This is a genomic window from Wenzhouxiangella sp. XN24 (assembly GCF_011064545.1).
Lineage (GTDB): Bacteria > Pseudomonadota > Gammaproteobacteria > Steroidobacterales > XN24 > XN24.
Window position 1 is genome coordinate 255427 of the sequence record NZ_JAAMFG010000021.1, and the last position, 26472, is coordinate 281898.

A 26472-nucleotide genomic window follows, 5' to 3' on the forward strand; every position below is an offset into this window, starting at 1 on the left:
TTCTCGCCGAAGGGCACACTCCCCATGAATCTCCACGAATACCAGGCCAAGCAACTGTTCGCCGAGTACGGCATTCCCGTGTCGCGCGGCATTCCGGCGCGCAGCGCCGAGGACGCGGCCAAGGCCGCGGAGGAAATCGGCGGCAGCAGCTGGGTCGTGAAGGCCCAGGTGCATGCCGGCGGGCGCGGCAAGGCGGGCGGGGTGAAGCTCACCGAGACGCCGGACCAGGTCCGCGACGCGGCGGGCAAGATGTTCGGCCAGCAGCTGGTGACCCACCAGACCGGCCCCGAGGGCCTGCCCATCAACATCGTCTATGTGGAGGCCGGCTCCTCCATCGAGCGCGAGCTGTATCTCAGCCTCCTGGTGGACCGGGGCCGTGAGCGCATCGTGGTCATGGCTTCCGCCGCCGGCGGCATGGACATCGAGGAGGTCGCCGCCAAGACCCCCGAGCAGATCCTCACCGTCGCGGTGCATCCGGCCGCCGGCCTGCAGCCCTACCAGGCGCGCCAGCTGGCCTTCGGCCTGGAGCTCGAGGGCGACCAGGTGAAGGAGTTCACCAAGCTGCTGCTGAACCTTTACCGCTTGTTCGTGGAGCGCGACTGCGGCCTGCTCGAGGTCAACCCGCTGATCGTCAACGGCGAGGGCCACCTGCACGCGCTGGACGCCAAGATCGGCATCGAGGAGAACGCGCTGTTCCGCCAGTCGCGGCTCATGGAGTGGCGCGATCCCTCGCAGGAAGACGAGATGGAGAACCGCGCCTCCGCGCACGGCCTGAACTACGTGTCGCTGGACGGCCAGATCGCCTGCATGGTGAACGGTGCGGGGCTCGCGATGGCGACCATGGACCTGATCAAGCTGCACGGCGGGGCGCCGGCCAACTTCCTCGACGTCGGCGGCGGCGCCACGGCCGAGCGGGTCTCGGAAGCGTTCAAGCTGATCCTTTCGAACAAGAACGTGGCCGCCATCCTGGTCAACATCTTCGGCGGGATCGTGCGCTGCGACCTGATCGCCGAGGGCATCATCCAGGCGGTCAAGGAGGTCGGCGTCGAGGTGCCGGTGGTGGTGCGTCTCGAAGGCACCAACGTGGAACGGGGGCGCGAACTGCTGGAAAGCAGCGACGTGGCCATCATCGCCGCCGAAGACCTGACCGACGCGGCGAAGAAGGCCGTGGCGGCCGCCGGCAAGTAACGGGACGAACCATCATGAGTATTCTCGTAGACCGCAACAGCAAGGTCATCTGCCAGGGCTTCACCGGCCGCCAGGGCACTTTTCACTCGGAGCAGTGCATCGAGTACGGCACGCAGATGGTCGGCGGCGTCACGCCCGGCCGCGGCGGCGAGACGCACCTCGGCCTGCCGGTGTTCGACACCGTGCATGACGCCGTAAAAGAGACCGGCGCGGACGTCAGCATGATCTACGTCCCCGCGCCGTTCGCCGCCGACGCCATCCTCGAGGCGGCCGACGCGGGCATCGGCCTCGTGGTGTGCATCACCGAGGGCATCCCGGTGCTCGACATGGTCAAGGTCAAGGCGGCGCTGAAGGATTACAGCTGCCGGCTGATCGGGCCGAACTGCCCCGGCATCATCACCCCCGGCGAGGCGAAGATCGGCATCATGCCCGGCTTCATCCACAAGCCCGGCAAGGTCGGCATCGTGTCGCGCTCCGGCACACTGACCTACGAGGCGGTGTACCAGACGACCAAAAACGGCCTCGGCCAGTCCACCTGCGTCGGGATCGGCGGCGATCCTGTGCGGGGCATGAACTTCATCGACTGCCTGGCCCTGTTCGAGATGGACGAGCAGACCGAGGGCGTGCTGATGGTCGGCGAGATCGGCGGCAGCGACGAGGAAGCCGCGGCCGAGTTCATCGCGGAACACATGTCCAAGCCGGTGGTCGCCTACATCGCCGGCGTCACCGCCCCGCCCGGCAAGCGCATGGGCCATGCCGGCGCCATCGTCTCCGGCGGCAAGGGCACGGCCGACGAGAAATTCCGCGCGCTCGAAGCGGCGGGTGTGAAGACCGTGCGTTCGCCGGCGGAGCTCGGCAGCGCGATCCTCGAGCGACTCGGCTGAGCACGGCGCACGGCGCCCGCGCCGTGGCTGTCACACGCATGACCGACCGGCTTCGCATCGCCCTGGCCCAGACCAATCCCGTCGTCGGCGACGTGGAAACGAACGTCACGCGGATGCTCGAGGTCTGCAGGCGGGCCCACGACGCCCTGCGCGCGGACCTCGTGATGTTCCCGGAACTCGCCCTGTGCGGTTACCCGCCGGAAGACCTGTTGTTTCACCGCGGCTTCGCGCGCGACGTGGCCGAGGCGCTGGACCGGCTGGCGCGCAACCTCGACGGCATGTCGGTGCTGGTGGGGTACCCTGAGTACGACGGCGAGAAGCTGCACAACAGCGCGATCCTGCTGCGCCCGGACGGCCCGCCGGTCATCTATCGCAAGCAGGTGCTGCCCAACTACGGTGTGTTCGATGAGAAGCGCTACTTCGAGCCGGGCACCGAGACCTGCGTGGTCGAAGTGAAGGGCGTGCGCCTCGGCATCACGATCTGCGAGGATCTCTGGGATCCCGAGGTCGCGCGGCGGACCGCGGCGGCGGGCGCCGAGGTGCTCCTGTCGATCAACGGCTCGCCCTACGACACCGGCAAGCTCGCGCGCCGCCAGGGCGTGCTCGAGGCGCGCGTGGCCGAGACGGGCCTGCCGATCCTCTACGTGAACATTGCGGGCGGCCAGGACGAGCTGATCTTCGATGGCGGGTCCATGGCGCTCAGCCGCGAAGGCGAGCTCGTGTACCGCGCGCCGTTCTTCACCGAGGCCCTGGAGCTCGTGGAGATCGAGCACGGCGGGCGGGTGGTCCCGGCGCAGGTGTCACGGACGCCTGAATTCGTCGAAGGCGTATACCGCGCGCTGGTGCTGGGCGTCGCCGATTACGTCAACAAGCACAACTTCCCCGGCGTGGTGCTGGGCTTGTCGGGGGGGATCGATTCCGCGCTGACGCTCGCCGTCGCGGTCGATGCGCTCGGGCCGGAACGGGTGCGCGCGGTGATGATGCCGTCGCGCTACACCTCGCAGATGAGCCGCGACGATGCCGAGCGCCAGGCCCGCACGCTGGGCGTGCGCTACGACGTGGTGTCCATCGAGCCGATCTTCGAGGGCGCCCGCGCGGCGCTCGCGGAGGTGTTCGCCGGCATGCCGGAGGACGTGACCGAGGAGAACATCCAGGCGCGTTGCCGGGGGATGATCCTCATGGCCCTGTCGAACAAGTTCGGCGTCATGCTGCTCACGACCGGCAACAAGAGCGAGATGGCGGTCGGCTATGCGACGCTGTACGGCGACATGGCCGGCGGATTCGCCCCCCTGAAGGACTGCAGCAAGACGCTGGTCTACCGGCTGGCCGAGTACCGCAATCGCCACGTCGAAGTGATTCCGCGCCGCGTCATCGAGCGGCCGCCGTCGGCCGAATTGCGGCCGGACCAGAAGGACACCGATGCGCTGCCGCCCTATGACGTGCTCGATCCGATCCTCGAGGCATTCATCGAGGACGACGCCTCGGTGGACCAGATCGTCGCGCGGGGTTTCGAGCGCGCGGTGGTCGGCCGCATCCTCGGGATGGTCAAGCGCAACGAGTACAAGCGGCGCCAGGCGCCGCCCGGCATTCGCATCAGCAGGCGCGCCTTCGGCCGCGACTGGCGCTATCCGATCACTTCGGGTTTCGCGGCCCGTTGACGAGGCCGGTCGCCGGGATGCGCCGGTGTCGCCCCCTGGCGCCTGGTGTCCGTCGCCCGGCCGCGCCGCGGGACTCGGGACTCGGCAGGCTCAGCGGTTGGCGGCGAGGATCTGGCGCGCGTCGGCGGCGAGGTCCGGCAAGCCGAGGGCGTCGTAGCCCTCGGCCATGATCTCCAGCGCCGGGATCACCGACGGCGTCTCCTGGAAACTCTGCAGCACGTGGCGGGCCCGGTTGATCGCGGCCACGTAGGCGGAGCGCGCCATGTAGAACTCGGCGACGCTGATCTCGTGGGCCGCCATGCGGTTGCGCAGGTAGATCATGCGCTGGCGCGCGTCCGCCACGTACTCGCTGTCGGGGTGCTGCTGGATGAGCTGCGCGAACACGTTGAAAGCGTTCTGCATTTCCCCGGTAGGCCGCTTGTCCATATCGACCCGGAACAGCCGCTCCAGCGGCCCCGCGTCGCCGGGGAAACGTGCGACCCCTTTCATGTAGAGCGCGTAATCCACCCGCGGATGGGTCGGGTTCTCGAGGATGAAGCGGTCGGCCGCGGTGATCGCCGCCTCCATCTGGTCGTTCTGCCAGTAGGCGTAGACCAGGTTCAACTGGGCCTGGCGCGCCTCCTCGCTGAACGGATAGATCGCGGTCAGGTTCTCCAGGGCCCCGATGGCACCCGTGTAGTTGCCCGTGCGCATCGCCCGCTCGGCATCGCTGAACAGCCGCTTCGCGTTCGTGTCCGGGTCCATCTCGTCGCCGTCGCGCGAGGAGGCGCAGCCGACGCTGGCGGCGAGGGCGAGAACGAGCAACAGGCTGGCGATACGTTGGATCATCGGGGGCTTCCATGAGGCGAGAGACCGTCCGCCCGGCCGGCGGGTCGAAGCGCCGGCAAGCACGCGGGTGGCGATTATAACGCTTACACTGCAGGCTTCGACTCACACGCGGGGAATCTGTTGATGCACACCGTCGAGCACCGGGCCGTCGTGCCCGCGGAATCGGCCGGCCAGCGGCTCGACCAGGCGCTCGCCACGCTGTTCCCGGATTACTCGCGCAGCCGCCTGCAGGCCTGGATCCGCGCGGGCCACGTGCGCATCGACGGGCGCCAGCTGCGCCCCCGCGACAAGGTCGACGGCGGCGAGGAGGTGGTGCTGAACGCCGTGCTGGAGGACGAGACCGACGCCGCTGCGGAACCGATGCAGCTCGCGATCCTCCACGAGGACGAAGAGATCCTGGTGCTCGACAAGCCCGCCGGGCTGGTGGTCCACCCGGGCGCCGGGAACCCGGCCGGCACGCTCGTCAACGCGCTGCTGCATCATCGGCCCGACCTGCGGGCGCTGCCGCGTGCGGGCATCGTCCACCGGCTGGACAAGGACACCACCGGCGCCATGGTGGTGGCCTGCACGCCGGCCGCGCACGCCGCCCTGGTGCGCCAGCTGGAGGAGCGCAGTGTGCGCCGCGAGTACCAGGCCGTGACGGTCGGCGTGATGACCGGCGGGGGCACCGTGGATGCGCCGATCGGGCGGCACCCCGTGGATCGGGTGCGCATGGCGATCCGCGAGGGCGGGCGGGAAGCCGTGACCCACTATCGAGTTTTGGCGCGCTTCCGTGGCCACACGCATGTCCTGTGCAAGCTGGAAACCGGCCGCACCCACCAGATCCGCGTGCACCTGGCCTCCATCCGCAACCCGATCGTGGGCGATCCCGTCTACGGCGGGCGCCTGGCGGTGCCCAAGGGGGCGAGTGCGGCGCTGATCGAGGCCCTGCGCGGCTTCCGTCGCCAGGCGCTGCATGCGGCACGGCTCGAACTGGTGCACCCGGGCCACGGCGAGACCGTCGCGTTCGAGGCGCCGCTGCCGGCGGATTTCGCGGCCCTGCTCGAGGCACTGCAGGCGGACCTCGAGGCATGAGTCCCGCCTGGATCGTGCCGGACTGGCCGGCGCCCGCCAACGTCCATGCCGCCAGCACGCTGCGGGTCGGCGGGGTCAGCCCGCCACCATGGCACGCTCTCAACCTGGGCACGCACGTCGGCGATGACGAGGCGCGGGTGGCGGAAAATCGCCGTCTCCTTGCGCTGGCCCTCGGCCTGCCGGCCGAACCCGCCTGGCTGGAACAGGTGCATGGCCGCACGGTCCTGCAACTCGATGCCGAGACCCTGCCGGCAGTGCGGGTCGCGGACGCGGCCGTGACGTCCCGGCCGGAGCGGGTGCTGGCGGTGCTGACCGCGGATTGCCTGCCGGTGCTGCTGTGTCGCGAGGATGGGACGCGGATCGGCGTGGCGCATGCCGGCTGGCGCGGTCTCGCCGGGGGCGTGCTCGAAGCTGGCTGCGCCGCGATGGACACGCCGCCCGGCGAGCTGCTGGCCTGGATCGGTCCGGGCATCGGCGCGGCGGCCTACGAGGTGGGTCCGGAGGTGCGCGCGGCCTGCCTGGACGCGGACCCGGGGGCGGAGGCCGGCTTCATGCCCGGGCGCCCGGGGCACTGGCAGTGCGACCTGGCATACCTGGCGCGCCGGCGGCTGGAGGCGCTCGGCCTGGCCGGCGTGCATGGCGGTCACTGGTGCACGCACGCCGATGCAGGGCGTTTCTTTTCTCACCGGCGCGACGGTGCGCAACATCCGACCGGGCGCATGGCCACCCTCATCTGGCGCGGTTGACGCACGGTTGAAAAGCGCTCCCTGGCCCCCCACTTAAGGGTGAGCCGAATCTTTCCGGGACGATCGCCATGCGCATGGACAAGCTGACCAGTAAATTCCAGATGGCCCTCGCCGACGCCCAGTCGCTGGCAGTCGGGCGGGACCACCAGTACATGGAGCCGGTGCACCTGATGGTCGCGCTGCTCGACCAGCAGGGCGGCGGCCTGCGCCACCTGCTCGACAAGGCCGGGGTCAACGTGGACCGGCTGCGCTCGCGGCTGGGCGAGGCGCTCGATCGTGTGCCCACCGTGCAGGGCACGCCCGGTGAGGTGCACCTGTCGCGCGATCTCGACCGGCTGTTGAATGTCACCGACAAGGAGGCGCAACAGCGCGGCGACCAGTATGTGTCCAGCGAGCTGTTCGCGCTCGCGGCGCTCGACGACAAGGGGCCGCTGGGCCAGGCGCTGCGCGACTCGGGCGCGGTGAAGGGCGCGCTCGAGCAGGCGATCCAGGACATCCGCGGCGGCAAGCAGGTGGACGACCCCTCCGCCGAGGAGACCCGCCAGGCGCTCGAGAAGTACACGATCGACCTGACCGAGCGCGCCGAGCAGGGCAAGCTCGACCCGGTCATCGGCCGCGACGACGAGATCCGCCGCACCGTCCAGGTGCTGCAGCGGCGCACCAAGAACAACCCGGTGCTGATCGGCGAACCCGGGGTGGGCAAGACGGCCATCGCCGAGGGCCTCGCGCAGCGCATCATCGACGGCGAGGTGCCCGAAGGCCTGAAAGACAAGCGCATCCTGTCGCTCGACATGGGTTCGCTGATCGCGGGCGCGAAGTTCCGCGGCGAGTTCGAGGAGCGCCTCAAGGCGGTGCTCAACGACCTGGCGCGCCAGGAAGGCCGCGTCATCCTGTTCATCGACGAGCTGCACACCGTGGTCGGCGCGGGCAAGGCCGAGGGTTCGCTGGACGCCGGCAACATGTTGAAGCCGGCGCTGGCGCGCGGCGAACTGCACTGCGTCGGCGCGACCACGCTGGACGAGTACCGCAAGTACATCGAGAAGGACGCCGCGCTGGAGCGGCGCTTCCAGAAGGTGCTGATCGGCGAGCCGACCGTCGAGGAAACCATCGCCATCCTGCGCGGCCTGAAGGAGCGCTACGAAGTGCATCACGGCGTCGAGATCACCGATCCGGCGATCGTCGCGGCCGCCACCCTCTCGCATCGCTACATCAGCGACCGCCAGCTGCCGGACAAGGCCATCGACCTGGTGGACGAGGCGGCGTCCCGCATCCGCATGGAGATCGACTCGAAGCCGGAGGAGCTCGACCGGCTCGAGCGGCGCGTCATCCAGCTCAAGATCGAGCGTGAGGCGCTGAAGAAGGAATCGGACGAGGCCTCGAAAAAGCGCTTGCAGACGCTCGAGACCGAGCTCGAGTCGCTGGAGCGCCAGTACTCGGATCTCGAGGAGATATGGAAGGCGGAGAAAGCCGAGGTGCAGGGCGCCTCGCAGATCAAGGAAGAGCTGGAACGCGCGCGGGTCGAGCTCGAGACGGCGCGGCGCGCCGGCGACCTGGGCCGCATGTCGGAGCTGCAGTACGGGCGCATACCCGAGCTGGAGAAGCGCCTCGCGAGCGCGGGTGAGCAGGCCCCCCGCGAGACGCGCCTGCTGCGCAACCGCGTCACGGACGAGGAAGTCGCCGAGGTGGTGTCGAAATGGACTGGGATCCCGGTGTCGCGCATGCTCGAAAGCGAGCGGGACAAGCTGCTGCGCATGGAGGAGGCGCTGGAGAAGCGCGTCGTCGGCCAGGCCGAGGCGTTGCTGGCGGTATCCAACGCCATTCGCCGCTCGCGCGCCGGGCTTTCGGACCCGAACCGCCCGATCGGCTCCTTCCTGTTCCTCGGCCCGACCGGCGTCGGCAAGACCGAGCTGTGCAAGGCGCTGGCCGAGTTCATGTTCGATACCGAGGAAGCGATGGTGCGCATCGACATGTCGGAGTTCATGGAGAAGCACTCCGTGGCGCGGCTGATCGGCGCGCCGCCGGGCTACGTGGGCTACGAGGAAGGTGGCTACCTGACCGAAGCCGTGCGGCGCCGGCCCTACTCGGTGATCCTGCTCGACGAGGTCGAGAAGGCGCATCCGGATACGTTCAACGTGCTGCTGCAGATCCTGGACGACGGCCGCCTCACCGACGGCCACGGCCGCACGGTGGATTTCAAGAACGCGGTCATCGTCATGACCTCGAACCTCGGTTCGCAGCGCATCCAGGAACTCGGCCCGGGCGCCGACTACGACCGGATGAAAGACGCGGTGATGGAGGTGGTGACGCAGCATTTCCGCCCCGAGTTCATCAACCGCGTGGACGACGTGGTGGTGTTCCACGCCCTCGGACGCGAGCAGATCCGCGTGATCGTCGATATCCAGCTGGCGCACCTGCACCGGCGCCTGGCCGAGCGGGACATGCGCCTAGAGCTGACCGACGCGGCGGTGGACCGGCTCGCCGAGGCCGGCTTCGACCCGGTGTACGGGGCACGGCCGCTGAAGCGCGCCATCCAGCAGCAGGTGGAGAACCCGCTGGCGCAGCGCATCCTGCGCGGCGAGTTCGTCCCCGGGGTGACGGTGCAAGTGGACGCCGGGCCGGACGGACTGGAGTTCGGCGTCGCGGGCTAAGCGGGCCAAAACGGGTGCGCGCCCGTATACTCTTGAGTTTTGCGGCGCCAGCCCCATGAAGCATCGACTCGGGCCCCGGTGGCCCGGCGACGAGGACCCGGAACATGCCGATCTATGAATACGCCTGTGCGGCGTGCGGCCATCAGCTCGACGCCCTGCAGAGGCTGGCGGACGCCCCCCTGGTGGACTGTCCCGCCTGCGGCGCGCCGCAGCTGAAGCGCCAGATGTCCGCGCCCAGTTTCCGTCTCAAGGGCGGCGGCTGGTACGAGACCGATTTCAAGAACGACAAGCGGCGCAACATCGCCGAGTCCGACAGCAAGGGCGACGGGGGCGCAGCGGCGGAGGGCAAGGGCGCCGAAGCGAAGCCCGCTGCCAGTGGCGAGCAATCGAGCGGCGAAAAAGGCGGCGGCAAGAGCGGCCCGGAGGCCGGAAAGAGCAGCGAGAAGAGCGGCGCCAAAGAGGGCGGCAAGGGTTCCGGGAAGGCCGGGCCGACGCCGGCCGCGGCGAAAAAGCCCGGCTCGGACGCGTCCAAAGCGGGTGCCGGCAAGGCGGGCGGCGTTGCTTAAGACGTTCCGGAAGTATCTCGTCACGGGGCTGATCCTGTGGATCCCCCTGCTCGTCACGTTCCTCGTGGTGCGCTTTCTGATCCGCTTCGTGGACCAGTTGTTGTTGTTCCTCCCGGAGCCATGGCGCCCGGAGGCGCTGCTGGGCTTCAGCATCCCCGGCCTCGGACTGTTGCTGGCGCTCGGCATCCTGGTCGTCACGGGGTTGTTCGCGGCGAACTTCGCCGGGCGCCGCCTGGTGGAGCTCGGCGACCAGATCGTGACCCGCATCCCGCTGATCAACGGCATCTATTCGGGCGCCAAGCAGGTGGCCGAGACGGTGTTTTCGGATCGCAGCACGGCCTTCAAGCGGGTGCTGCTGGTCGAGTTCCCGCGCAAGGGCGTCTGGAGCATGTGCTTCCAGACCTCGGAACTGGTCGGCGAAGTGCAGGCCCGCACGGACGAGGACGTGGTGTGCGTGTTCCTGCCGACCACGCCGAACCCCACTTCCGGCTACCTCCTGTTCGTCCCGTCCAGGGAACTCGTGCCGCTGGACATGCGGGTCGACGAGGGCCTGCGCATGATCATCTCGCTCGGCGTGGCGGTGCCGCGCTGGACCAGTCCGGACGCCGCGAAGGCCAGCCTTGCGCCGCCCCGGGAGGGTCTTTAACATCCCGCTCCCTTCAGCGTCTTCCCGCGGCGGCGGCGGGCGCAGCCCTCGAGGAACCGAATCTCATGCGTAGCCACTACTGCGGCGAAGTCAACGAGTCGCTGATCGGCCGGGAAGCCACCGTGGTGGGCTGGGTCCACCGGCGGCGCGACCATGGCGGCGTGATTTTCATCGACCTGCGGGACCGCGAGGGGCTGTTGCAGGTCGTGTTCAACCCGGACGACGCGGCGACCTTCGCCCTCGCGGAGAGCGCCCGCTCGGAGTTCGTCCTGCAGGTCCGCGGCGAGATCCGCGCGCGGCCGGAGGGCACGGTGAACCCGTCGCTGGCTTCCGGCCAGGTGGAGCTGGTGGCGCGTCGGCTGACCGTGCTCAACCGCAGCGAGACGCCGCCGTTTCACCACGACGAACCCGCCGGCGAGGACCTGCGCCTGCGCTATCGCTACCTGGACCTGCGCCGCCCGGAGATGCTCGACAATCTCCGCCTCCGGCACCGGGTCACGCGGGCATTGCGCGCCTTCCTCGATGCGCACGGTTTCGTCGATGTCGAGACGCCCATCCTGACCAAGGCCACGCCGGAGGGCGCGCGCGACTACCTCGTCCCGGCGCGCAACTTCGCCGGCAAGTTCTACGCCTTGCCGCAGTCGCCGCAGCTGTTCAAGCAGCTGCTGATGATGTCGGGCCTCGATCGCTACTACCAGATCGCGCGCTGCTTCCGCGACGAGGACCTGCGCGCCGATCGCCAGCCGGAATTCACCCAGCTCGACGTCGAGACCTCGTTCATGGACGAGGCGGGCATCACCGACCTGATGGAATCGATGGTGCGGGAGTTGTTCCGCGACGTGCTGGACGTGGCGCTGCCGGAGTCTTTTCCGCGCATGGCGTGGGCGGAGGCCATGGAGCGTTTCGGCACCGACCGGCCGGACCTGCGCAACCCGCTGGAGCTGGTGGAAGTCGCCGACCTGGTTGCGAACGTGGAGTTCAAGGTCTTCGCCGGGCCGGCGGTTGATCCGAAGGGACGCGTGGCGGCGCTGCGCGTGCCGGGCGGCGGCAGCCTGACGCGCAAGGAGATCGACGAGTACACCGCTTTCGTCGGCCGCTACGGTGCGCGCGGCCTCGCCTACATCAAGGTCAACGACGCCGCGGCGGGGCGCGACGGCCTGCAGTCGCCGATCCTGAAGTTCCTGCCCGACGAGGCCATCTCCGGGATCATGTCCCGCACCGGCGCCGAGACCGGTGACCTGGTGTTCTTCGGCGCCGACAAGGCGAAGGTGGTGAACGATGCGCTCGGCGCGCTGCGCGACAAGCTCGGCATGGACCTCGGCCTGCTCGCGGCCGGCTGGCGGCCGCTGTGGGTGGTCGATTTCCCCATGTTCGAGTGGGACGAGGGCGAGAAGCGCTGGTTCGCCCTGCACCATCCCTTCACCGCGCCCGCGGTGGACGATTACGCGGCGCTGGCGGCGGACCCGGGCAACGCCCTGTCGCGCGCCTACGACATGGTCCTCAACGGCTCCGAGATCGGCGGGGGTTCCATCCGTATCCATGACCGCGCCATGCAGCAGGCCGTGTTCCAGCTCCTCGGCATCGAGGAAGAAGAGGCGCGTGCCAAGTTCGGCTTCCTGCTGGACGCCTTGAAGTACGGCTGCCCGCCGCACGGCGGCATCGCCTTCGGCATCGACCGCATGGTGATGCTGATGGCCGGCGCATCCAGCATCCGCGAAGTCATCGCCTTCCCGAAGACCCAGACGGCGAGCTGTCCGCTGACCGATGCGCCGAGCGAAGTGCCGGACAAGCAGCTGCGCGAGCTGTCCATCCGGGTGCGCAAGCCGGCGGCCGAGTAGGACCGGCGCGACGCCCGGTCCGGCGGTTCCACGGCATGGCGGAAAACGGATCCCAGCCTTCCGGCACGGCGCACAAGCGGCCCGAGTCCGTGCTGGTGGTGGTCTACACCGCGGACCTCGAAGTGCTGCTGCTGGAACGGCATGTCCCGGCCGGCTGGTGGCAGTCCGTGACCGGCAGCCTCGAGGTAGATGAACAACCCTGGGAAGCCGCGGTGCGCGAGCTGCGCGAGGAAACCGGCTTGAGCGCGCACGGCCTGCTGGACCTCGGGGTCAACGAGCGCTTCACGATCGCGCCGGCCTGGCGCGAGCGGTTCGCGCCGGGCGTCACCGAGAACCTGGAGCATGCCTTCGCCCTGCGGTTACCGGAGCGCGTCGAGATCGCGCTCGATTCCACCGAGCATGTGCGTTACGAGTGGCTGCCGCTGCAGGCGGCCATGGAGCGCGCCACGTCGCCGACCAACCGCGCCGCGATCGAGCTCATCGGCCGCTTCGCCGCCAGCTGCTGAGGCGATGGCTCAGGAACCGCGCTTGAGCTGTTTTTGGCGCGCCTCCCAGCGTTCCCGCGCAACGCGCCGCAGATCGGCCACCGCATCCTTCTCGTCCAGGATCTCGATTCCCAGCAGGGTCTCGAGCAGGTCTTCCACCGTGAGGACCCCGGCCGTGACACCGTACTCGTCCACGACGATGGCCAGCTGCTGACGCCGCTCGAGCAGTTGCGGCAACACGGTCGCCAGCGACAGGCTCTCAGGCACGAACAAAGCTTCCCGCTCGAGCTCCGCGAGCGTGCGATGCCCCTCGCCGGTGCCCATGGCGGCGAGCAGGTCGTCCTTGAACACGATGCCGGTGACCTTGTCGATCTCCTCCTCGAAAACCGGGATACGCGAATGCGGCAAATCAGGATGCTCGGCCAGGAATTCCGCCACCGTGTCGGCCTGGTCGCCGGCCACCACTACCGGACGGGGGGTCATCACGTCGTGCACCCGCAGCCGGTTGAGGCTCAGCAGGTTGTTGATCACCGCCGCCTCGCGCTCGTCCAGCTGGCCCTCGGCCCGGCCCATCTCCGTCATCGCGAGAAACTCGGCATGGCTGAAGACCGGCAGCGACTTGTCTTTCTTCAGGTGGCGCGTGATCACCTGGCTCATCCACACCAGCGGCCAGAGCACGAAGATCAGGACCTTGAGACTCGCGACCGTCATCGGCGCGAGGCGCTCCCAGTTGTTCGCCCCGATGGTTTTCGGAATGATCTCCGAGAGCACCAGGATGGCCAGCGTCGTCACGGCGGCGACGATGGCCTCGAAGCCGATCACGATGCCGAAGACGTCGAACCCTTCGCTGCTCCAGATCCGGCTGGCCTGGGCCCCGACGCCGATGGCGCCGACCGTATGCGCGATGGTGTTGAGCGTGAGGATGGCCGACAGGGGCCGGTCGATGTCCTGCTTGAACTCCATCAGCAGGCGCCCCGTGGCGGTGCCGTCAGCATTGGCCCGCGTCACGTAGCTCGGCGTGATGGAGAGCAGCACCGATTCCCACATCGAGCAGGCGAAAGAGACGATGATGGCCAGGCAGAAAAACACGATCAGCAGGGTCATGGTTTTGTCAGCGCCTTCAGTTCGTAGAGGAGTGCCTGCGCCTCCCGCGGCGTCAGGGTGTCGGGATCGATCGGCTCGAGACGGGCGCGAAGGGCGTCGGCGCGCTCTTCGGCCACGGCGTCGGCGGGTGCGGGATCGAACAGGGGCAACTCGGCCTGGGGCCCGCTGGCCGCCGCGCGATCCTGTTCCAGTTCGCGCAGGTAGTCGCGCGCGCGGCGGATGACGTCGGGCGGCACCCCGGCCAGCGCCGCCACCTGCAGGCCGTAGCTCTGGTTGGCGGGACCTTCCCGCACGCTGTGGAGGAACACCAGCTTGCCGGCATGCTCGGTCGCGTCGAGGTGCACGTTCGCGCAGGCGGGCAACTCCCGGGCCAGCGCGGTCAGCTCGAAGTAATGGGTCGCGAACAGCGTGAACGCGCCGATCTCCGCGCCGATGTGATGCGCGCAGGCCCAGGCCAGCGACAGGCCGTCGAAGGTGCTCGTGCCGCGCCCGATCTCGTCCATCAGCACGAGACTGTGGTCCGTCGCGTTGTTCAGGATATTGGCCGCCTCGGTCATTTCCACCATGAACGTGGACCGCCCGCCGGCGAGATCGTCCGAGGCCCCGATGCGGGTGAAGATCCGGTCCACGGGCCCCAGCTCGGCCGCCGCGGCCGGCACGAAGCTGCCCGCGTAGGCCAGGATCACGATCAGCGCGGCCTGGCGCATGTAGGTGGACTTGCCGCCCATGTTGGGTCCGGTGATGACCAGCATGCGGCGCTGCCCGTCGAGTGCCAGGTCGTTCGGGATGAAGGGCTCGCTGGAGACCCGTTCCACCACCAGGTGACGCCCGCCGCGAATCTCCAGCCGCGGCTGGTCGAGCAGCCTGGGGCGGCTGAGATCCAGCGCGGCGGCGCGCTCGGCGAGGTTCGCCAGCACGTCCAGCTCGGCGACCGCGAGGGCCATCAGCTGCAGCGGCCCGAGTCGCTCCACGAGGGTCTCGACAAGGGCATCGTAAAGCGCCTTCTCGCGGGCCAGGGCGCGCTCGCGGGCGGACAGAACCTTGTCCTCGAAGTCCTTCAACTCCGGCGTGATGAAGCGCTCGGCCGCCTTCAGCGTCTGGCGGCGGGTGTAATCCGCCGGCGCGTTTTTCGCCTGCGCCCGGCCGATCTCGATGTAATAGCCGTGCACGCGGTTGTAGCCGACCTTGAGCGAGGGCAGGCCGGTGCGTTCGCGTTCGCGCGTCTCCAGGTCGGCAAGAAAGCCGTCGGCCTCGGTGGACAGGGCGCGCAGTTCGTCGAGTTGGGCATCCCAGCCCGGCGCGATGACGCCGCCGTCGCGGATCAGCACGGGCGGGTTGTCGATGACGGCACGCTCCAGCAGCTCGTGCGTATCGCCGTGCTCGCCGCATTCCGCCGCGAGTGTGTCCAGCCTGGGGGCATGCGTTCCGGCGAGCGCCGTGCGCAATGCGGGCAGGCGGGCCAGGCCCTCGCGCAAACCCGCCAGGTCGCGCGGCCGGGCCGAGCGCAGCGCGACGCGGGCGAGAATGCGCTCCAGGTCGCCGATCCCCCGGAGCACCTCGCGCATCCCCGGCGGGTCGCCGTCGAGCAGCAATCGCTCGATGGCTTCGTGGCGGCCTTCGAGGATTTCACGATCGCGCAGCGGCCGGGTCAGCCAGCGGCGCAGCAGGCGACTGCCCATCGGCGTGACCGTCTCGTCGAGCACGCCGAGAAGGGTGTGCTCGTGGCGCCCCGAGAGGTTGCGGTCGATCTCCAGGTTGCGCCGGGTCGCCGCGTCCATGACCAGCGCCTGGTCGCGGGTCTCGGTGGCGAGTCCGCGCAGGTGGGGCAGGGCGCCGCACTGGGTGTCATGCACGTACTGCAACAGGCAGCCGGCGGCCTGCACGGCCTCCGGCAGGTCCGCGCAGCCGAAGCCTTCCAGGTCCGCGACGCCGAACTGCCGGCACAGCAGGCGCGTGGCCGCGTCCAGGTCGAAATGCCACGGCGGCCGGGTGCGCACCCCCGGCAGCGTGCCGACCGCCGCCGGCAGCGGCTGGTCCTCGCCGACCAGGATCTCGGCCAGCTGCAGCCGCTCGAGTTCCGCGGCGAGCGCCTCCGCACCCTCGACGCGCGTCACGCGGAAGCGGCCCGCCGCCAGGTCCAGCCAGGCGATGCCGATGCCCCCGGGGCCGGCGTGCACGCAGCCGAGCAGCACTTCGCGACGCGCCTCGAGCAGGCTCTCGTCGGTAACCGTGCCGGGCGTCACCACGCGCACGACCTGGCGCTCCACGGGCCCCTTCGAGGTCGCGGGATCGCCGATCTGCTCGCAGATGGCGATCGACTCGCCCTTGCGCACCAGCTTCGCGAGATAACCCTCGACGCTGTGCACCGGAACGCCGGCCATCGGGATCGGCCGGCCGGCGCTATGGCCGCGGGTCGTCAGGGTGATGTCGATGAGCTTCGCCGCGCGCCGCGCATCGTCGTAGAACAGCTCGTAGAAATCGCCCATCCTGTAGAACAGCAGGATGTCGGGATACTCGGCCTTGATGCGCAGGAACTGCCGCATCATCGGGGTGTGCTGTTCGAGGTGCTCTGCGCTCATGAAGATTCCGCCGCGAGGCCCCGCATGCTAGCAGGTCGGGCGCGCCGGCTCACCGGCGATCGCTCACCCGCGACAGCCCTGTCACAGAGCGGCGCCTGCCACCCTGGTTGCGGCGCCTCCGGGGACCTCTTTTGCTCGGCCGCGGTTGGTGGCAGGCTAGGTCAACCACAGAGAGGGGGTCCCGCATGATTCCTGACGACACGCGCCTCTTGAAGCTCTCCCGCGAAGTCGGCGTGTGGCTGGTGGCGCGCGGCGAGAAGCTGGCCACGGCCGAGTCCTGCACGGCCGGCTGGATCGCCAAGGCGGTGACGGATATTCCCGGCAGTTCGGAATGGTTTCTGGCGGGCATCGCGAGCTACGCCGATGCGGCGAAGACGGCCCTGCTGGGCGTGCCGGGCGAGCTGCTCGAGAGCGAAGGTGCCGTGAGCAAGGCCGTGGTCGAGGCCATGGCCCAGGGCGCGCTGGCGCGCACCGGGGCGGATCGCGCCGTGGCCGTGAGCGGGGTGGCCGGCCCGGGCGGCGGCACGCCGGACAAGCCCGTGGGCACCGTGTGGTTCGCCTGGGCGCGAGCCGACGGTGACGGCGTGATCTACAAGACGCGCCTCGAGCACTTCCAGGGCGATCGGGACGCCATCCGGCGCCAGGCCGTCAACCGGGCGCTGGCAGGGGTCATGATGAGTTGAGCTTGCGGCTGTTCTTCGCCCTCTGGCCGGCGCCGCCGGTCCGCAAGGCGCTCTCGGCCGCGGCTGCGCCTCTTCTCGAGGCCTGCGAAGGCCGCCCCGTGGCGGCACGGAACTACCATCTCACGCTGGCTTTCCTCGGGAAAGTCGAGGCATCGCGGCTCGATCCGCTGCGTGCTGCGGCCGGCTCGGTGCATGCCACCGCTTTCGAGCTGGCGCTGGACACCTTCGGCCACTGGCCGCGTGCCGGGGTCGCCTGGCTGGGAAGCAGCCGGCCGACGCCCGCGGCGACGGCACTCGCCGCTGCGCTGTGGGCGGCCCTGGAACCGCTCGGTTTTCCGCCGGAGACGCGTCCCTTCGTGCCGCATCTCACGCTGCTGCGGCGCTGTCGGCACTGCGAGCTGCCCGCGGTGCCGCAGCCGGTCCGCTGGCCGGTGCGCGAATTCGTGCTGGTCCGCTCCGAGACGCGACCCGAAGGCGCCGATTACGAAATTCTCGATCGCTGGGAACTGGCCTAAACCCCGCCGGACAAGGGCCGGGGCGCGAAATCCGTCGCTTCGTCCCGAAATCGCCGCTGCCCCGTGCCCCCGGATGTGGAATAATCGGACCCTTATTCATGCCACCCGGAAGCGACACACAGCCCATGGACGATAACCGCAAGAAAGCCCTGGCCGCCGCCCTCGGCCAGATCGAGAAACAGTTTGGCAAGGGCTCCGTGATGCGCCTCGGCGACTCCGCGATCGTGCGCGACGTCCCGGTCGTCTCCACCGGGTCCCTCGGCCTCGACGTGGCGCTGGGCATCGGCGGCCTGCCGCGCGGCCGGGTGGTGGAAATCTACGGGCCGGAATCCTCCGGCAAGACGACGCTCACGCTGCAGGTCATCGCCGAATGCCAGAAGGCCGGCGGCACCGCGGCCTTCGTGGACGCCGAACACGCGCTGGACCCGACCTATGCCGAGAAGCTCGGCGTGAACCTCGACGACCTGCTGGTGTCGCAGCCCGACACGGGCGAGCAGGCGCTGGAGATCACCGACATGCTGGTGCGCTCGGGCGCCGTGGACGTGATCGTGGTCGACTCGGTCGCGGCGCTGACGCCGAAGGCGGAGATCGAGGGCGAGATGGGCGACTCGCACGTGGGCCTGCAGGCGCGCCTCATGTCGCAGGCGCTGCGCAAGCTGACCGGCACCATCAAGCGCACCAACGCCATGGTGATCTTCATCAACCAGATCCGCATGAAGATCGGCGTTATGTTCGGCAGCCCGGAGACCACCACCGGCGGCAACGCGCTGAAGTTCTATTCCTCCGTGCGGCTCGACATCCGCCGCATCGGCGCATTGAAGAAGGGCGACGAGGTGATCGGCAACCAGACGCGCGTCAAGGTGGTGAAGAACAAGGTCGCACCGCCGTTCCGCCAGGCCGAGTTCGAGATCCTGTACGGCTCGGGGATCAGCCGCGAGGGCGAGATCATCGACCTCGGCGCGCAGCACAACATCATCGACAAGTCGGGCTCCTGGTACAGCTACAACGGCGACCGGATCGGCCAGGGCAAGGACAACGTCCGGCAGTTCCTGGTGGAACATCCGGAGGTCGCGGCCGACATCGAGGGCCAGCTGCGCGAGTTGCTGTTGCCGAAGAAGGCCGGCGCCGCGCAGGAGACCGATGCGGGCGAAACGGTCGGGTGACGGCAAGGCCGACGACTGGACCGCGGCCAGCGTCGAGGCCGCGGCGGTCGGGCTGCTGGCGCGACGCGAGCACAGCCGCGCGGAGCTGAGCCGCAAGCTTGGGGACCGCGGTGTCCCGGCAGAGCTCATGGAGACGGTGCTGGACGCGCTTGCCGAGCGCGGCCTGCAGAGCGATGCCCGCTACGCCGAGGCGCTGTTCACCAGCCGGATCGGGCGGCGCCACGGCCCCGCGCGGATCCGCCGCGAACTCCAGGAGCGCGGGGTCTCGGCAACGATCGTCGAGGCGGCCCTCGAGGCGGCCGAGGTGGACTGGTTCGAGCTGGCCCGCGAGGCCCGACGGCGCCGTTTCGGCGACACGCCGCCTGCCGAATGGAACGAGCGAGTCCGCCAGTCGCGCTTCCTCGAGTACCGCGGCTTCACCAGCGACCAGGTCCGCTTCGCCCTCGCGCGCGAGCACGACTGATCCGCGCATGGCCCCGGCATCTTGGCCCCGGTGCCTGCCGTGACGCACAATGACGGGCTACACGCCAAGGATCACGACCCAATCCCATGAAAAGCGCAGAGATTCGCCAGAGCTTCCTCGACTTCTTCGCGGCCCGCGGCCACGAGGTCGTGCCGTCGAGCCCGCTGGTGCCGGGCAACGACCCGACGCTGTTGTTCACCAACGCCGGCATGGTCCAGTTCAAGGACGTGTTCCTCGGCCAGGACAAGCGTCCCTACCGGCGTGCCGCATCCGCGCAGCGCTGCGTGCGCGCGGGCGGCAAGCACAACGACCTGGAGAACGTCGGTTACACGGCGCGCCACCACACCTTCTTCGAGATGCTCGGCAACTTCAGCTTCGGCGACTATTTCAAGGAAGACGCCATCCGCTACGCGTGGGACTACGTGACCGGCACGCTCGGCCTGCCTGCGGAGAAGCTCTGGGTGACGGTGTACGAGGAGGATGACGAAGCCGCCGCGATCTGGACCGAGCAGATCGGCCTCGAACCGGGTCGCGTCACGCGCCTGGGCGCCGACTCGAATTTCTGGTCGATGGGCGATACCGGGCCCTGCGGCCCCTGTTCGGAGATCTTCTACGACCATGGCCCGGAGGTCCCCGGCGGCCCGCCCGGCTCCCCGGACGAGGACGGCGACCGCTACGTCGAGATCTGGAACCTGGTGTTCATGCAGTTCAACCGCACCACGGACGGTGTCATGACGCCGTTGCCGAAGCCCTCGGTGGACACGGGCATGGGCCTGGAGCGACTCGCCGCCGTCCTGCAGGGCGTGCACTCGAACTACGACATCGACCTGTTCCGCGCCCTCGTGGAACGGGCCGCCGAGCTGACCGGCTGCGAGGATCGCAGCAGCGCCTCGTTGCGGGTCATCGCCGACCATATCCGCGCCTGTGCCTTCCTCGTCGTGGACGGCGTGCTGCCGTCCAACGAGGGGCGCGGCTACGTGTTGCGCCGGATCATCCGCCGCGCCATCCGTCACGGCTACCAGCTCGGCATGGAGCAGCCGTTTTTCTGGCGCCTCGTGGAGACGCTGGAGGCGCAGATGGGCGCGGCGTACCCCGAGCTCAGCAAGTCGCGCGGCCATGTCGAGCGTGTCCTCAGCCAGGAAGAGGCGCGCTTCGCCGAGACGCTGGACCAGGGCATGCGCCTGCTGGACACGGCCATCGCCGGGCTCACCGACAAGGTCATCCCCGGCGAAACAGCGTTTCGCCTCTACGATACCTATGGCTTTCCGCTCGACCTGACCGCCGACATCGCGCGTGAGCGCGGCCTCGCCGTCGACACCGAGGGCTTCGAACAGGCCATGGCCGCGCAGCGCGAGCGGGCGCGGGCCGCGAGCCGCTTCGACGTGGATTACGGCCCGTCGAGCGAGACCGGGCTCGAGTCGAAGTTCGTCGGCTATGACTCGTTGCTCGCCTCCGGCGTGGTCCTCGCCCTGCACAAGGACGGCCGCGAAGTGGATGCGCTCGGCGAGGGCGACGAGGGCGTGATCATTCTCGACGAGACACCGTTCTACGCAGAATCGGGCGGCCAGGTCGGCGACGTGGGACGGATCCGCGCCGCCGCAGGCGAGTTCGAGGTCACCGACACGCGCAAGTGGGGCAAGGCCCATGCCCACCATGGCCGGATGGTCAGGGGGCGCCTCGAGGGCGGCGAATCCGTGCGCGCCGAGGTGGATGCGGCCGCGCGCCAGGCGACCGTGCTCAACCATTCGGCGACCCACCTTTTGCATGCCGCGCTGCGCCGGGTCCTCGGCGAACATGTGCAGCAGAAGGGTTCGCTGGTCGCGCCGGACCGACTGCGGTTCGACTTTTCCCACTACGAACCCGTCACGCGCGAGCAGCTGGCCGAGATCGAGGCGCTGGTCAACGCCCAGGTCCGGGCGAATGCCGCGGCCGAGATCCGGGTCGTCGCCTTTGAGGAGGCCGTCGCCGAAGGCGCGCTCGCGCTGTTCGGCGAGAAATACGCCGATCGCGTGCGGGTACTGAAGCTCGGCGATTTCTCGATGGAATTGTGCGGCGGCTGTCACGTGCGGCGGGCCGGCGACATCGGCCTGTTCAAGATCGTTGCCGAGACGGGCATCGCCTCCGGCGTGCGCCGCATCGAGGCCGTGACCGGCCAGGGCGCGCTGGACTGGATCGCCCGTCACGAGGAAACCCTCGAGTCCGTGTCGCGGATGCTGAAAAGCGGCTGGGACGAGGCGGGGGACAAAGTACACCATCTCATCGAGCGCGCGCGGCACCTGGAAAAAGAAGTCCAGCAACTCCAGACACGCCTCGCCACGGGCGGCGGCGGCGAGGATCCGGCCGAACGCGCCGAGACCATCGGCGATACGAAGGTCTACATCGCGCGACTCGACGGCAGCGATCCCAAGGTCATGCGCGACGCGGTCGATCGCTTCAAGCAGAAGCTCGGCAGCGGCGTCGTGCTGCTGGGCGCGGCCGATGGCGGCAAGGTGCGGCTGGTGGCCGGCGTGACCAGGGACCGGGCCGAGCGGCTCAGCGCCGTCGAACTGGTCAATGCCGCGGCGGAACTGGTCGGCGGCAAGGGCGGCGGGCGGCCCGATCTCGCCCAGGCAGGGGGCGCCGATCCCGCACGCCTCGACGACGCCCTCGAGCAGGCACGGCGTTTCGCGCGCGAGCGGCTCGGCCAGGAGACCGCGGGCTAGGGCATCATGGCGCGGTTCATCATGAAATTCGGCGGCAGCTCCGTCGCCACGGTGGAGCACATCCGCGCGGCGGCCGGCGTGGTGGCGCGCAAGCAGCGCGAGGGCCACGAGGTCGTCGTCGTGCTTTCCGCGATGGGCGACACCACGGATGAGCTGCTCGCCAGGGCCCACGCGATCTCGACACGGCCGAGACCCCGCGAACTCGACATGCTGCTGTCCTCGGGTGAACAGGTGTCCATTTCGTTGATGGCCATGGCGCTGCGGGAACAGGGGCTGGAAGCGCGCTCCTGGCTCGGCCACCAGGTGCGGATCCGCACCGACAGCGTCCACGCGAAAGCACGGATCGAGGCGGTCGAGACCGCGGGGCTGGAAGCCGACCTCGCGGCGGGCGTCATCCCCGTCGTGGCGGGATTCCAGGGAGTGGACCGCGACGACCAGGTGACGACGCTGGGGCGCGGCGGCTCCGACACGACCGGGGTGGCGCTGGCGGCGGCGCTGGGCGCCGATGAATGCCAGATCCTCACCGACGTGGACGGCGTCTACACGACCGATCCGCGCATGGTGCCCCGGGCGCGGCGCCTGTCGCGCGTCACCTTCGAGGAAATGCTGGAGCTGTCGAGTCTCGGATCGCGCGTGCTGCAGATCCGCTCGGTGCAGTTCGCCGGCAAGTACAATGTGCCCGTCCGCGTGCTGCACAACAGCGGCGAAGGCGAGGGCACCCTGATCAGCTACGAGGAACCAGACGTGGAAGCACCCGTCGTCTCCGGAATCGCCTTCTCCCGCGACGAAGCCCAGGTGACCATCACCGGGGTGCCCGACCGGCCGGGTAACGGTTACGCGATCCTCAATCGCGTCTCCGAGTCACACATCATCGTGGACATGATCGTGATGAACGCGCCCCGCGCCGGCGTGGTGGATTTCAGCTTCAGCGTGCCGCGCGAGGAATACGACCAGGCCATGGAGCTGGTGCGCACCGCGGCCGTGGACATCGACGCGGGGGAGGTGCTGGGCAGCGCCAACGTGGCGAAGATCTCCGTGGTCGGCGTCGGCATGCGCAGCCATGCGGGCGTGGCGACCACCATGTTCGAGGTGCTGGCGCGCGAAGGGATCAACGTGCGGATGGTCTCAACGTCGGAAATCAAGATTTCCGTCCTGATCGAAGAAAAATACCTGGAGTTGGGCGTGCGCAGTCTGCATGAAGCATTCGGACTGGACCGGGAACCTGACCCAGCAAAATAGGTCGAAAATAGTCACATAACCCGCCATTCCGGCCGCATTTGGGAAAATCTTCCGATTTTCATCGGCTTGCCAACGTTGTTGGTGTGTCCGGGCGGTTAATTGTCTAACATACTGCGAAACAGCACTGCGACAGCAGGCAGGGAAACTATCATGCTGATTCTAACCAGGCGCGTTGGCGAGACGGTTGTGATCGGGGACGAGGTCCAGGTCACCGTGCTCGGCGTGAAAGGCAACCAGGTTCGCCTGGGGGTCAATGCTCCACGTGATGTCTCGGTGCACCGCCAGGAGATCTACGAGCGCATCCAGAAGGAACAGGGTGGCGACGCTGCGGTCTCCGAGCCGCAAGAGGGTGAGCGGACGGACTGAGCCCTTTACCTGTCTCCCACCCCCCGCTATCATTCGTCGCCTTTCGCCGGGAGTGCCAATCGGCGCGCCGGGCCGGAAAGTTAACAGGAGAGGTGGCTGAGTGGTCGAAAGCGCTCCCCTGCTAAGGGAGTAAGGGGCTTAAACCCCCTTCGAGGGTTCGAATCCCTCCCTCTCCGCCACAGTTTGAGAAGAGATCACAAGGGGATTCGAACCCTCGAAGTAGTACAGCCGGGGTTCGACCCGGAGCCGATCAAGAAACGCGCCCGTAGCTCAGTTGGATAGAGTGTCTGGCTACGAACCAGAAGGTCGGGAGTTCGAATCTCTCCGGGCGCGCCAATCAAATGAAAAAGGGTCCCAACGGGGCCCTTTTTTGTTTGACCGATGACTCCGGAGAGAGTCGAACTCCCGACGGATAAAGCCGAGTTCGAGCTGAGGCCGACGCAGTCGGCCGAGACAACGGAGCCGCGCAGCGGCGCCGGTCATCTCTCCGGGCGCGCCAAAAATCACCGGGTTGCGGAAGCAGCCCTTTCCTCTTGTACCTATCGAGCTCCGCCGTCCCATTGCCGAATTCCCCGCACCGCAAGGGATCGGGATTGCCAGGTCACCTGAGCTGACTGTCCTTGCTGCCGCGACGGTTGTAACCGGCAACATTGCGCTGCTTCGCGTCGCGCTCTTCCTGACAGGCGACACACAGGCGAACGCCGGGTATTGCCTTACGCCGGGCCGCTGAAATTTCCGTATCGCACGCTTCGCAGCGCTCGAGGCTTGGTCCCGTCGGCAGGCCCTGGCGAGCTCGCTCGACACCCGCCTTGATCGTGGCATCGATCTGGTCCTGCACGGCGCCGTCACGCGCCCAACCGGTTGCCATGGCTCGCCCCCTTCATCGTCGCTCGGTGTCGATCATAGACGAGAGGAAGTCGTGGTGCCGCGAATAAGGAGCTCGTGGTTTTCTAGCGAGGCCGACGTCGAGGCCGGCTAGCCGCCGCCGAGGTTGCGGCATCATGCTGCGCAGATGCGATACTCCCGCAATGCGGAGCAACAGGCAGCAATCGACGGCAACGAAGACGGGAGTGGCGGCATTGCTCTGCATCTCCCTGTGCTTCCCCGCCGTGGTGGAAGCGCAAACACGCGCCGAACGTGACGCGCAGGCTGAGCGTCGAAGCTATATCGCCAGCACGCGGCCGAAGCGGATCGAAACCTATCTCCGCAAGGAAAACATCAGCGACGAAGAAGTGCGGGAAATCCAGGACGCGGCGCGCTCGGTGCTGCCGGAGGCGATCGTCAACATCGCCGGCGTGACCTCCGAATGCCCTTGTGAAGAGGGCCCGGAATGCTCCGCGCAGGTCTGGGTAGTAGGGCACGAGCCGGGAGACACGGTCGGCCTCATGTTTTCCAGGATCGCGGGTCACTGGGGAATCGGCCTCGTGCAGGGCTGGTGGCTCAGGTATGACGAATGGCGGGCCAGCCGACCAAGCTGGGGGAATCGGGCCGAGTGGATCGCCTGGCGCAACGCGCAAGAAGCGTTATTCGCCGCCTTCCCGTCGTGTGGAATCGAATGACCTACCGGCCCCTGTATCGCAAGGTTCTCGCGGGCTCCGCCATCGCGCTCCTGCTTCTCCTCGCATTTGCCATCGGGCTGGCCTGGGCGCCGGATCGCCCCCTGGACGATCTCAAGCAGCGCTGGGCGCCGCCGCCCTCCAGCTTTGTCGAGCTCCAGGGCATGCAGGTGCACCTCCGGGACGAGGGCGCACCCGGCCGCGGGCCGCCCATCGTGTTGTTGCACGGGACGTCGGCCAGCCTGCACACGTGGGAGGGCTGGGCGCATGCATTGACGCCGCGTTACCGTGTCATCCGGGTCGATCTGCCTGGGTTTGGCCTCACTGGCCCGTTTCCGCACGATGATTACCATGTCGAACGCTACGTGGAGTTCGTGTTGGAACTCCTCGATCACCTGTCGATTCCCGAGGCGGTTATCGGCGGCAACTCGTTGGGCGGCCAGGTTGCCTGGCAGACGGCTGTGGAGGCGCCCGAGCGGGTGGCCGGCCTGGTCCTGGTGAACCCAGCCGGGTTTCCGCTGGCGCCCGATTCGGTGCCGGTTGGTTTCCGCATCGCCCGGATCCCGTGGTTGCAGCCGCTGATGACGCGCCTTCTGCCGAGAAGCATGATCGAGTCCAGCCTGCGGAGCGTGTACGGCGATCCTGCCCGCGTGACGGACGCGCTGGTCGATCGCTATTACGACCTGGCGCTTCGCGAGGGCAATCGCCGCGCCCTGGGGCTGCGCCTGGAACAGGCCACTGCGCCCGAAAGCCCCACCGAGCGTCTTGGCAGCATCAGGCAACCGACCCTGATCCTGTGGGGCGGCCGCGACCGTCTGATTCCGCCGGCCACCGCACTGGAATACGAGCGCGCCATCGACCACAGTCGGCTGGTGGTGTTCGAGGAGCTCGGGCACGTGCCGCACGAGGAAGACCCGGAGACCACCGTCGCCGTCGTCATGCAATTTCTCGAAGAACGGGTCGTCCCTCGAAAGGCCGGCGAGTCCGCGCGCGATACACCGACGCCAGAGATGGGCGCCGCCCTCAGTGGTCCGGCGGCGCCCCCGGAATCCTGAGCGGCACGGGCAGCACATCGGCCGGCGCAGCACAGCACAGCAGTAGATCGTTTTGCCTTCCTGCATCGCGCGCAGGGTAAGCACGCCCTTCGCAAACGCTCGTTGCCGACCATCGGCGCGCCGGCTGGATTAATAAATGCCAGCCGGCGCGCCCATCCTGGGCGTCCCTACCGGGCAGTGCACCCCACCAATGGTCGAGATCCAAAGAACCATTGGATGGGGTTGGGCACTCTAGAACTCCGCCCACTCCTCGCCGACGTCAGCGACGGCGGTCGGCTTGGGCGCCTTGCGGGCCGGGGCCCTGGCTGCGCTGCCGTTGCTCCCGGCCGCGCCGTTGGCCTTGGCGACGCTCGCTTTCGGCGCCGGCGCCCTGGCCGGCGTGCTGCGCGGTGCGGCGATGCCGGAGAGCTTGGCGTCGTCGATGCGGAACACGGAGACGGCCTGGGCGAGACCATGGGCCTGGTCCTCGAGGGAGGAGGCGGCCGC

The 26472-nt window shown here is 68.7% G+C and carries 23 protein-coding genes, 2 tRNA genes and 1 pseudogene; 21 read left to right on the forward strand and 5 right to left on the reverse strand.

Features of this window, described 5'->3' with window-relative positions; all coding sequences use genetic code 11:
- Positions 1-24: 24 nt before the first annotated feature.
- The 3 genes from sucC to G6032_RS02575 are packed head-to-tail and all read left to right on the forward strand — an operon-like array spanning position 25 to position 3730.
- Positions 25-1188 carry an ADP-forming succinate--CoA ligase subunit beta gene (sucC, locus tag G6032_RS02565; protein ID WP_165280561.1) on the forward strand — a complete coding sequence of 388 codons (1164 nt, stop codon included), beginning with the start codon at positions 25-27 and terminating at the stop codon, positions 1186-1188.
- 14 nt (positions 1189-1202) lie between these two features.
- A complete protein-coding gene (gene sucD, locus G6032_RS02570; protein WP_165280562.1) occupies positions 1203-2072 on the forward strand; it encodes a succinate--CoA ligase subunit alpha in 870 nt (289 codons plus the stop codon).
- A 38-nt stretch (positions 2073-2110) separates the two neighbouring features.
- Entirely contained in the window at positions 2111-3730 is a 1620-nt protein-coding gene (locus G6032_RS02575; protein ID WP_165280601.1) for an NAD+ synthase, read from the forward strand.
- A 90-nt stretch (positions 3731-3820) separates the two neighbouring features.
- On the opposite strand, the gene G6032_RS02580 is transcribed toward G6032_RS02575, so the two are convergent.
- Positions 3821-4558, reverse strand: coding sequence for an outer membrane protein assembly factor BamD (locus G6032_RS02580; RefSeq protein ID WP_165280563.1), 738 nt, complete (start codon positions 4556-4558; stop codon positions 3821-3823).
- 123 nt (positions 4559-4681) lie between these two features.
- Between G6032_RS02580 and rluD the strand changes: the two genes are divergently transcribed.
- From rluD to nudB, 7 genes are all read left to right on the forward strand, one after another.
- The gene (gene rluD / locus G6032_RS02585) at positions 4682-5632 is read left to right on the forward strand and encodes a 23S rRNA pseudouridine(1911/1915/1917) synthase RluD (RefSeq protein ID WP_165280564.1); all 951 of its coding nucleotides are present in this window, start codon (positions 4682-4684) and stop codon (positions 5630-5632) included.
- A complete protein-coding gene (gene pgeF / locus G6032_RS02590; protein WP_165280565.1) occupies positions 5629-6378 on the forward strand; it encodes a peptidoglycan editing factor PgeF in 750 nt (249 codons plus the stop codon). Before rluD ends, pgeF begins: the two co-directional genes overlap by 4 nt.
- 68 nt (positions 6379-6446) lie before the next feature.
- Positions 6447-9026, forward strand: coding sequence for an ATP-dependent chaperone ClpB (gene clpB / locus G6032_RS02595; RefSeq protein WP_165280566.1), 2580 nt, complete (start codon positions 6447-6449; stop codon positions 9024-9026).
- Positions 9027-9130: 104 nt separating this feature from the next.
- A complete protein-coding gene (locus G6032_RS15865; protein WP_165280567.1) occupies positions 9131-9592 on the forward strand; it encodes a zinc ribbon domain-containing protein in 462 nt (153 codons plus the stop codon).
- On the forward strand, positions 9585-10238 hold the full coding sequence (locus G6032_RS02605) for a DUF502 domain-containing protein (RefSeq protein WP_165280568.1): 654 nt from the start codon (positions 9585-9587) through the stop codon (positions 10236-10238). The genes G6032_RS15865 and G6032_RS02605 overlap by 8 nt, the downstream gene beginning before the upstream one ends.
- A gap of 65 nt (positions 10239-10303) precedes the next feature.
- Positions 10304-12076, forward strand: coding sequence for an aspartate--tRNA ligase (gene aspS / locus G6032_RS02610; protein ID WP_165280569.1), 1773 nt, complete (start codon positions 10304-10306; stop codon positions 12074-12076).
- Between the two features lie 35 nt (positions 12077-12111).
- A complete protein-coding gene (gene nudB, locus G6032_RS02615) occupies positions 12112-12582 on the forward strand; it encodes a dihydroneopterin triphosphate diphosphatase (RefSeq protein ID WP_165280570.1) in 471 nt (156 codons plus the stop codon).
- Between the two features lie 9 nt (positions 12583-12591).
- Here the strand turns inward: nudB and G6032_RS02620 are convergent, their stop codons facing one another.
- Complete coding sequence (locus G6032_RS02620) at positions 12592-13665, reverse strand: hemolysin family protein (RefSeq protein WP_165280571.1); 1074 nt, start codon at positions 13663-13665, stop codon at positions 12592-12594.
- Positions 13662-16244 (reverse strand): DNA mismatch repair protein MutS, encoded by a 2583-nt coding sequence (gene mutS / locus G6032_RS02625; protein WP_165280572.1) that lies wholly within the window; start codon positions 16242-16244, stop codon positions 13662-13664. The genes G6032_RS02620 and mutS overlap by 4 nt, the downstream gene beginning before the upstream one ends.
- 185 nt (positions 16245-16429) lie before the next feature.
- Here mutS and G6032_RS02630 point away from each other — a divergent pair, with 185 nt between their 5' ends.
- The 9 genes from G6032_RS02630 (at position 16430) to G6032_RS02670 (ending at position 23711) form a co-directional block, all read left to right on the forward strand.
- A complete protein-coding gene (locus G6032_RS02630; protein ID WP_165280573.1) occupies positions 16430-16927 on the forward strand; it encodes a CinA family protein in 498 nt (165 codons plus the stop codon).
- A 2-nt stretch (positions 16928-16929) separates the two neighbouring features.
- Positions 16930-17442: an RNA 2',3'-cyclic phosphodiesterase gene (gene thpR / locus G6032_RS02635; RefSeq protein ID WP_165280574.1), complete on the forward strand. Its 513-nt coding sequence runs from the start codon at positions 16930-16932 to the stop codon at positions 17440-17442.
- Positions 17443-17567: 125 nt separating this feature from the next.
- Positions 17568-18605: a recombinase RecA gene (gene recA / locus G6032_RS02640; protein WP_165280575.1), complete on the forward strand. Its 1038-nt coding sequence runs from the start codon at positions 17568-17570 to the stop codon at positions 18603-18605.
- Positions 18583-19068: a regulatory protein RecX gene (locus G6032_RS02645; protein ID WP_165280576.1), complete on the forward strand. Its 486-nt coding sequence runs from the start codon at positions 18583-18585 to the stop codon at positions 19066-19068. Before recA ends, G6032_RS02645 begins: the two co-directional genes overlap by 23 nt.
- Before the next feature lie 86 nt (positions 19069-19154).
- The gene (gene alaS / locus G6032_RS02650; RefSeq protein ID WP_165280577.1) at positions 19155-21770 is read left to right on the forward strand and encodes an alanine--tRNA ligase; all 2616 of its coding nucleotides are present in this window, start codon (positions 19155-19157) and stop codon (positions 21768-21770) included.
- A gap of 6 nt (positions 21771-21776) precedes the next feature.
- Positions 21777-23009, forward strand: coding sequence for an aspartate kinase (locus G6032_RS02655; protein WP_165280578.1), 1233 nt, complete (start codon positions 21777-21779; stop codon positions 23007-23009).
- Between the two features lie 150 nt (positions 23010-23159).
- On the forward strand, positions 23160-23375 hold the full coding sequence (gene csrA, locus G6032_RS02660) for a carbon storage regulator CsrA (RefSeq protein WP_165280579.1): 216 nt from the start codon (positions 23160-23162) through the stop codon (positions 23373-23375).
- Positions 23376-23461: 86 nt separating this feature from the next.
- Positions 23462-23554, forward strand: a tRNA-Ser gene (locus tag G6032_RS02665).
- An 80-nt stretch (positions 23555-23634) separates the two neighbouring features.
- Positions 23635-23711 (forward strand) — tRNA-Arg (locus G6032_RS02670).
- A gap of 265 nt (positions 23712-23976) precedes the next feature.
- On the opposite strand, the gene G6032_RS02675 is transcribed toward G6032_RS02670, so the two are convergent.
- On the reverse strand, positions 23977-24243 hold the full coding sequence (locus tag G6032_RS02675) for a DksA/TraR family C4-type zinc finger protein (protein ID WP_165280580.1): 267 nt from the start codon (positions 24241-24243) through the stop codon (positions 23977-23979).
- 202 nt (positions 24244-24445) lie between these two features.
- On the opposite strand from G6032_RS02675, the gene G6032_RS02680 reads away from it, so the two are divergent.
- Positions 24446-24934, forward strand: a complete 489-nt coding sequence (locus G6032_RS02680; RefSeq protein ID WP_165280581.1) for a hypothetical protein — start codon at positions 24446-24448, stop codon at positions 24932-24934.
- Positions 24931-25986 carry an alpha/beta hydrolase gene (locus G6032_RS02685; protein WP_165280582.1) on the forward strand — a complete coding sequence of 352 codons (1056 nt, stop codon included), beginning with the start codon at positions 24931-24933 and terminating at the stop codon, positions 25984-25986. The genes G6032_RS02680 and G6032_RS02685 overlap by 4 nt, the downstream gene beginning before the upstream one ends.
- Positions 25987-26217: 231 nt before the next feature.
- Here G6032_RS02685 and G6032_RS02690 read toward each other — a convergent pair.
- Positions 26218-26472 (reverse strand): annotated as a pseudogene (locus G6032_RS02690) (chemotaxis protein); the annotation flags it as partial.

Coding starts and splice junctions, on each gene's coding strand:
- G6032_RS02655 (WP_165280578.1), top strand. CDS start 21,777: ATGGCGCGGTTCATCATGAAATTCGGCGGCAGCTCCGTCGCCACGGTG.
- G6032_RS02620 (WP_165280571.1), bottom strand. CDS start 13,665: ATGACCCTGCTGATCGTGTTTTTCTGCCTGGCCATCATCGTCTCTTTC.
- clpB (WP_165280566.1), top strand. CDS start 6,447: ATGCGCATGGACAAGCTGACCAGTAAATTCCAGATGGCCCTCGCCGAC.
- aspS (WP_165280569.1), top strand. CDS start 10,304: ATGCGTAGCCACTACTGCGGCGAAGTCAACGAGTCGCTGATCGGCCGG.
- G6032_RS15865 (WP_165280567.1), top strand. CDS start 9,131: ATGCCGATCTATGAATACGCCTGTGCGGCGTGCGGCCATCAGCTCGAC.
- pgeF (WP_165280565.1), top strand. CDS start 5,629: ATGAGTCCCGCCTGGATCGTGCCGGACTGGCCGGCGCCCGCCAACGTC.
- rluD (WP_165280564.1), top strand. CDS start 4,682: ATGCACACCGTCGAGCACCGGGCCGTCGTGCCCGCGGAATCGGCCGGC.
- mutS (WP_165280572.1), bottom strand. CDS start 16,244: ATGAGCGCAGAGCACCTCGAACAGCACACCCCGATGATGCGGCAGTTC.
- G6032_RS02630 (WP_165280573.1), top strand. CDS start 16,430: ATGATTCCTGACGACACGCGCCTCTTGAAGCTCTCCCGCGAAGTCGGC.
- csrA (WP_165280579.1), top strand. CDS start 23,160: ATGCTGATTCTAACCAGGCGCGTTGGCGAGACGGTTGTGATCGGGGAC.
- G6032_RS02575 (WP_165280601.1), top strand. CDS start 2,111: ATGACCGACCGGCTTCGCATCGCCCTGGCCCAGACCAATCCCGTCGTC.
- nudB (WP_165280570.1), top strand. CDS start 12,112: ATGGCGGAAAACGGATCCCAGCCTTCCGGCACGGCGCACAAGCGGCCC.
- sucD (WP_165280562.1), top strand. CDS start 1,203: ATGAGTATTCTCGTAGACCGCAACAGCAAGGTCATCTGCCAGGGCTTC.
- G6032_RS02675 (WP_165280580.1), bottom strand. CDS start 24,243: ATGGCAACCGGTTGGGCGCGTGACGGCGCCGTGCAGGACCAGATCGAT.
- G6032_RS02645 (WP_165280576.1), top strand. CDS start 18,583: ATGCGGGCGAAACGGTCGGGTGACGGCAAGGCCGACGACTGGACCGCG.
- G6032_RS02580 (WP_165280563.1), bottom strand. CDS start 4,558: ATGATCCAACGTATCGCCAGCCTGTTGCTCGTTCTCGCCCTCGCCGCC.
- recA (WP_165280575.1), top strand. CDS start 17,568: ATGGACGATAACCGCAAGAAAGCCCTGGCCGCCGCCCTCGGCCAGATC.
- G6032_RS02685 (WP_165280582.1), top strand. CDS start 24,931: ATGACCTACCGGCCCCTGTATCGCAAGGTTCTCGCGGGCTCCGCCATC.
- alaS (WP_165280577.1), top strand. CDS start 19,155: ATGAAAAGCGCAGAGATTCGCCAGAGCTTCCTCGACTTCTTCGCGGCC.
- sucC (WP_165280561.1), top strand. CDS start 25: ATGAATCTCCACGAATACCAGGCCAAGCAACTGTTCGCCGAGTACGGC.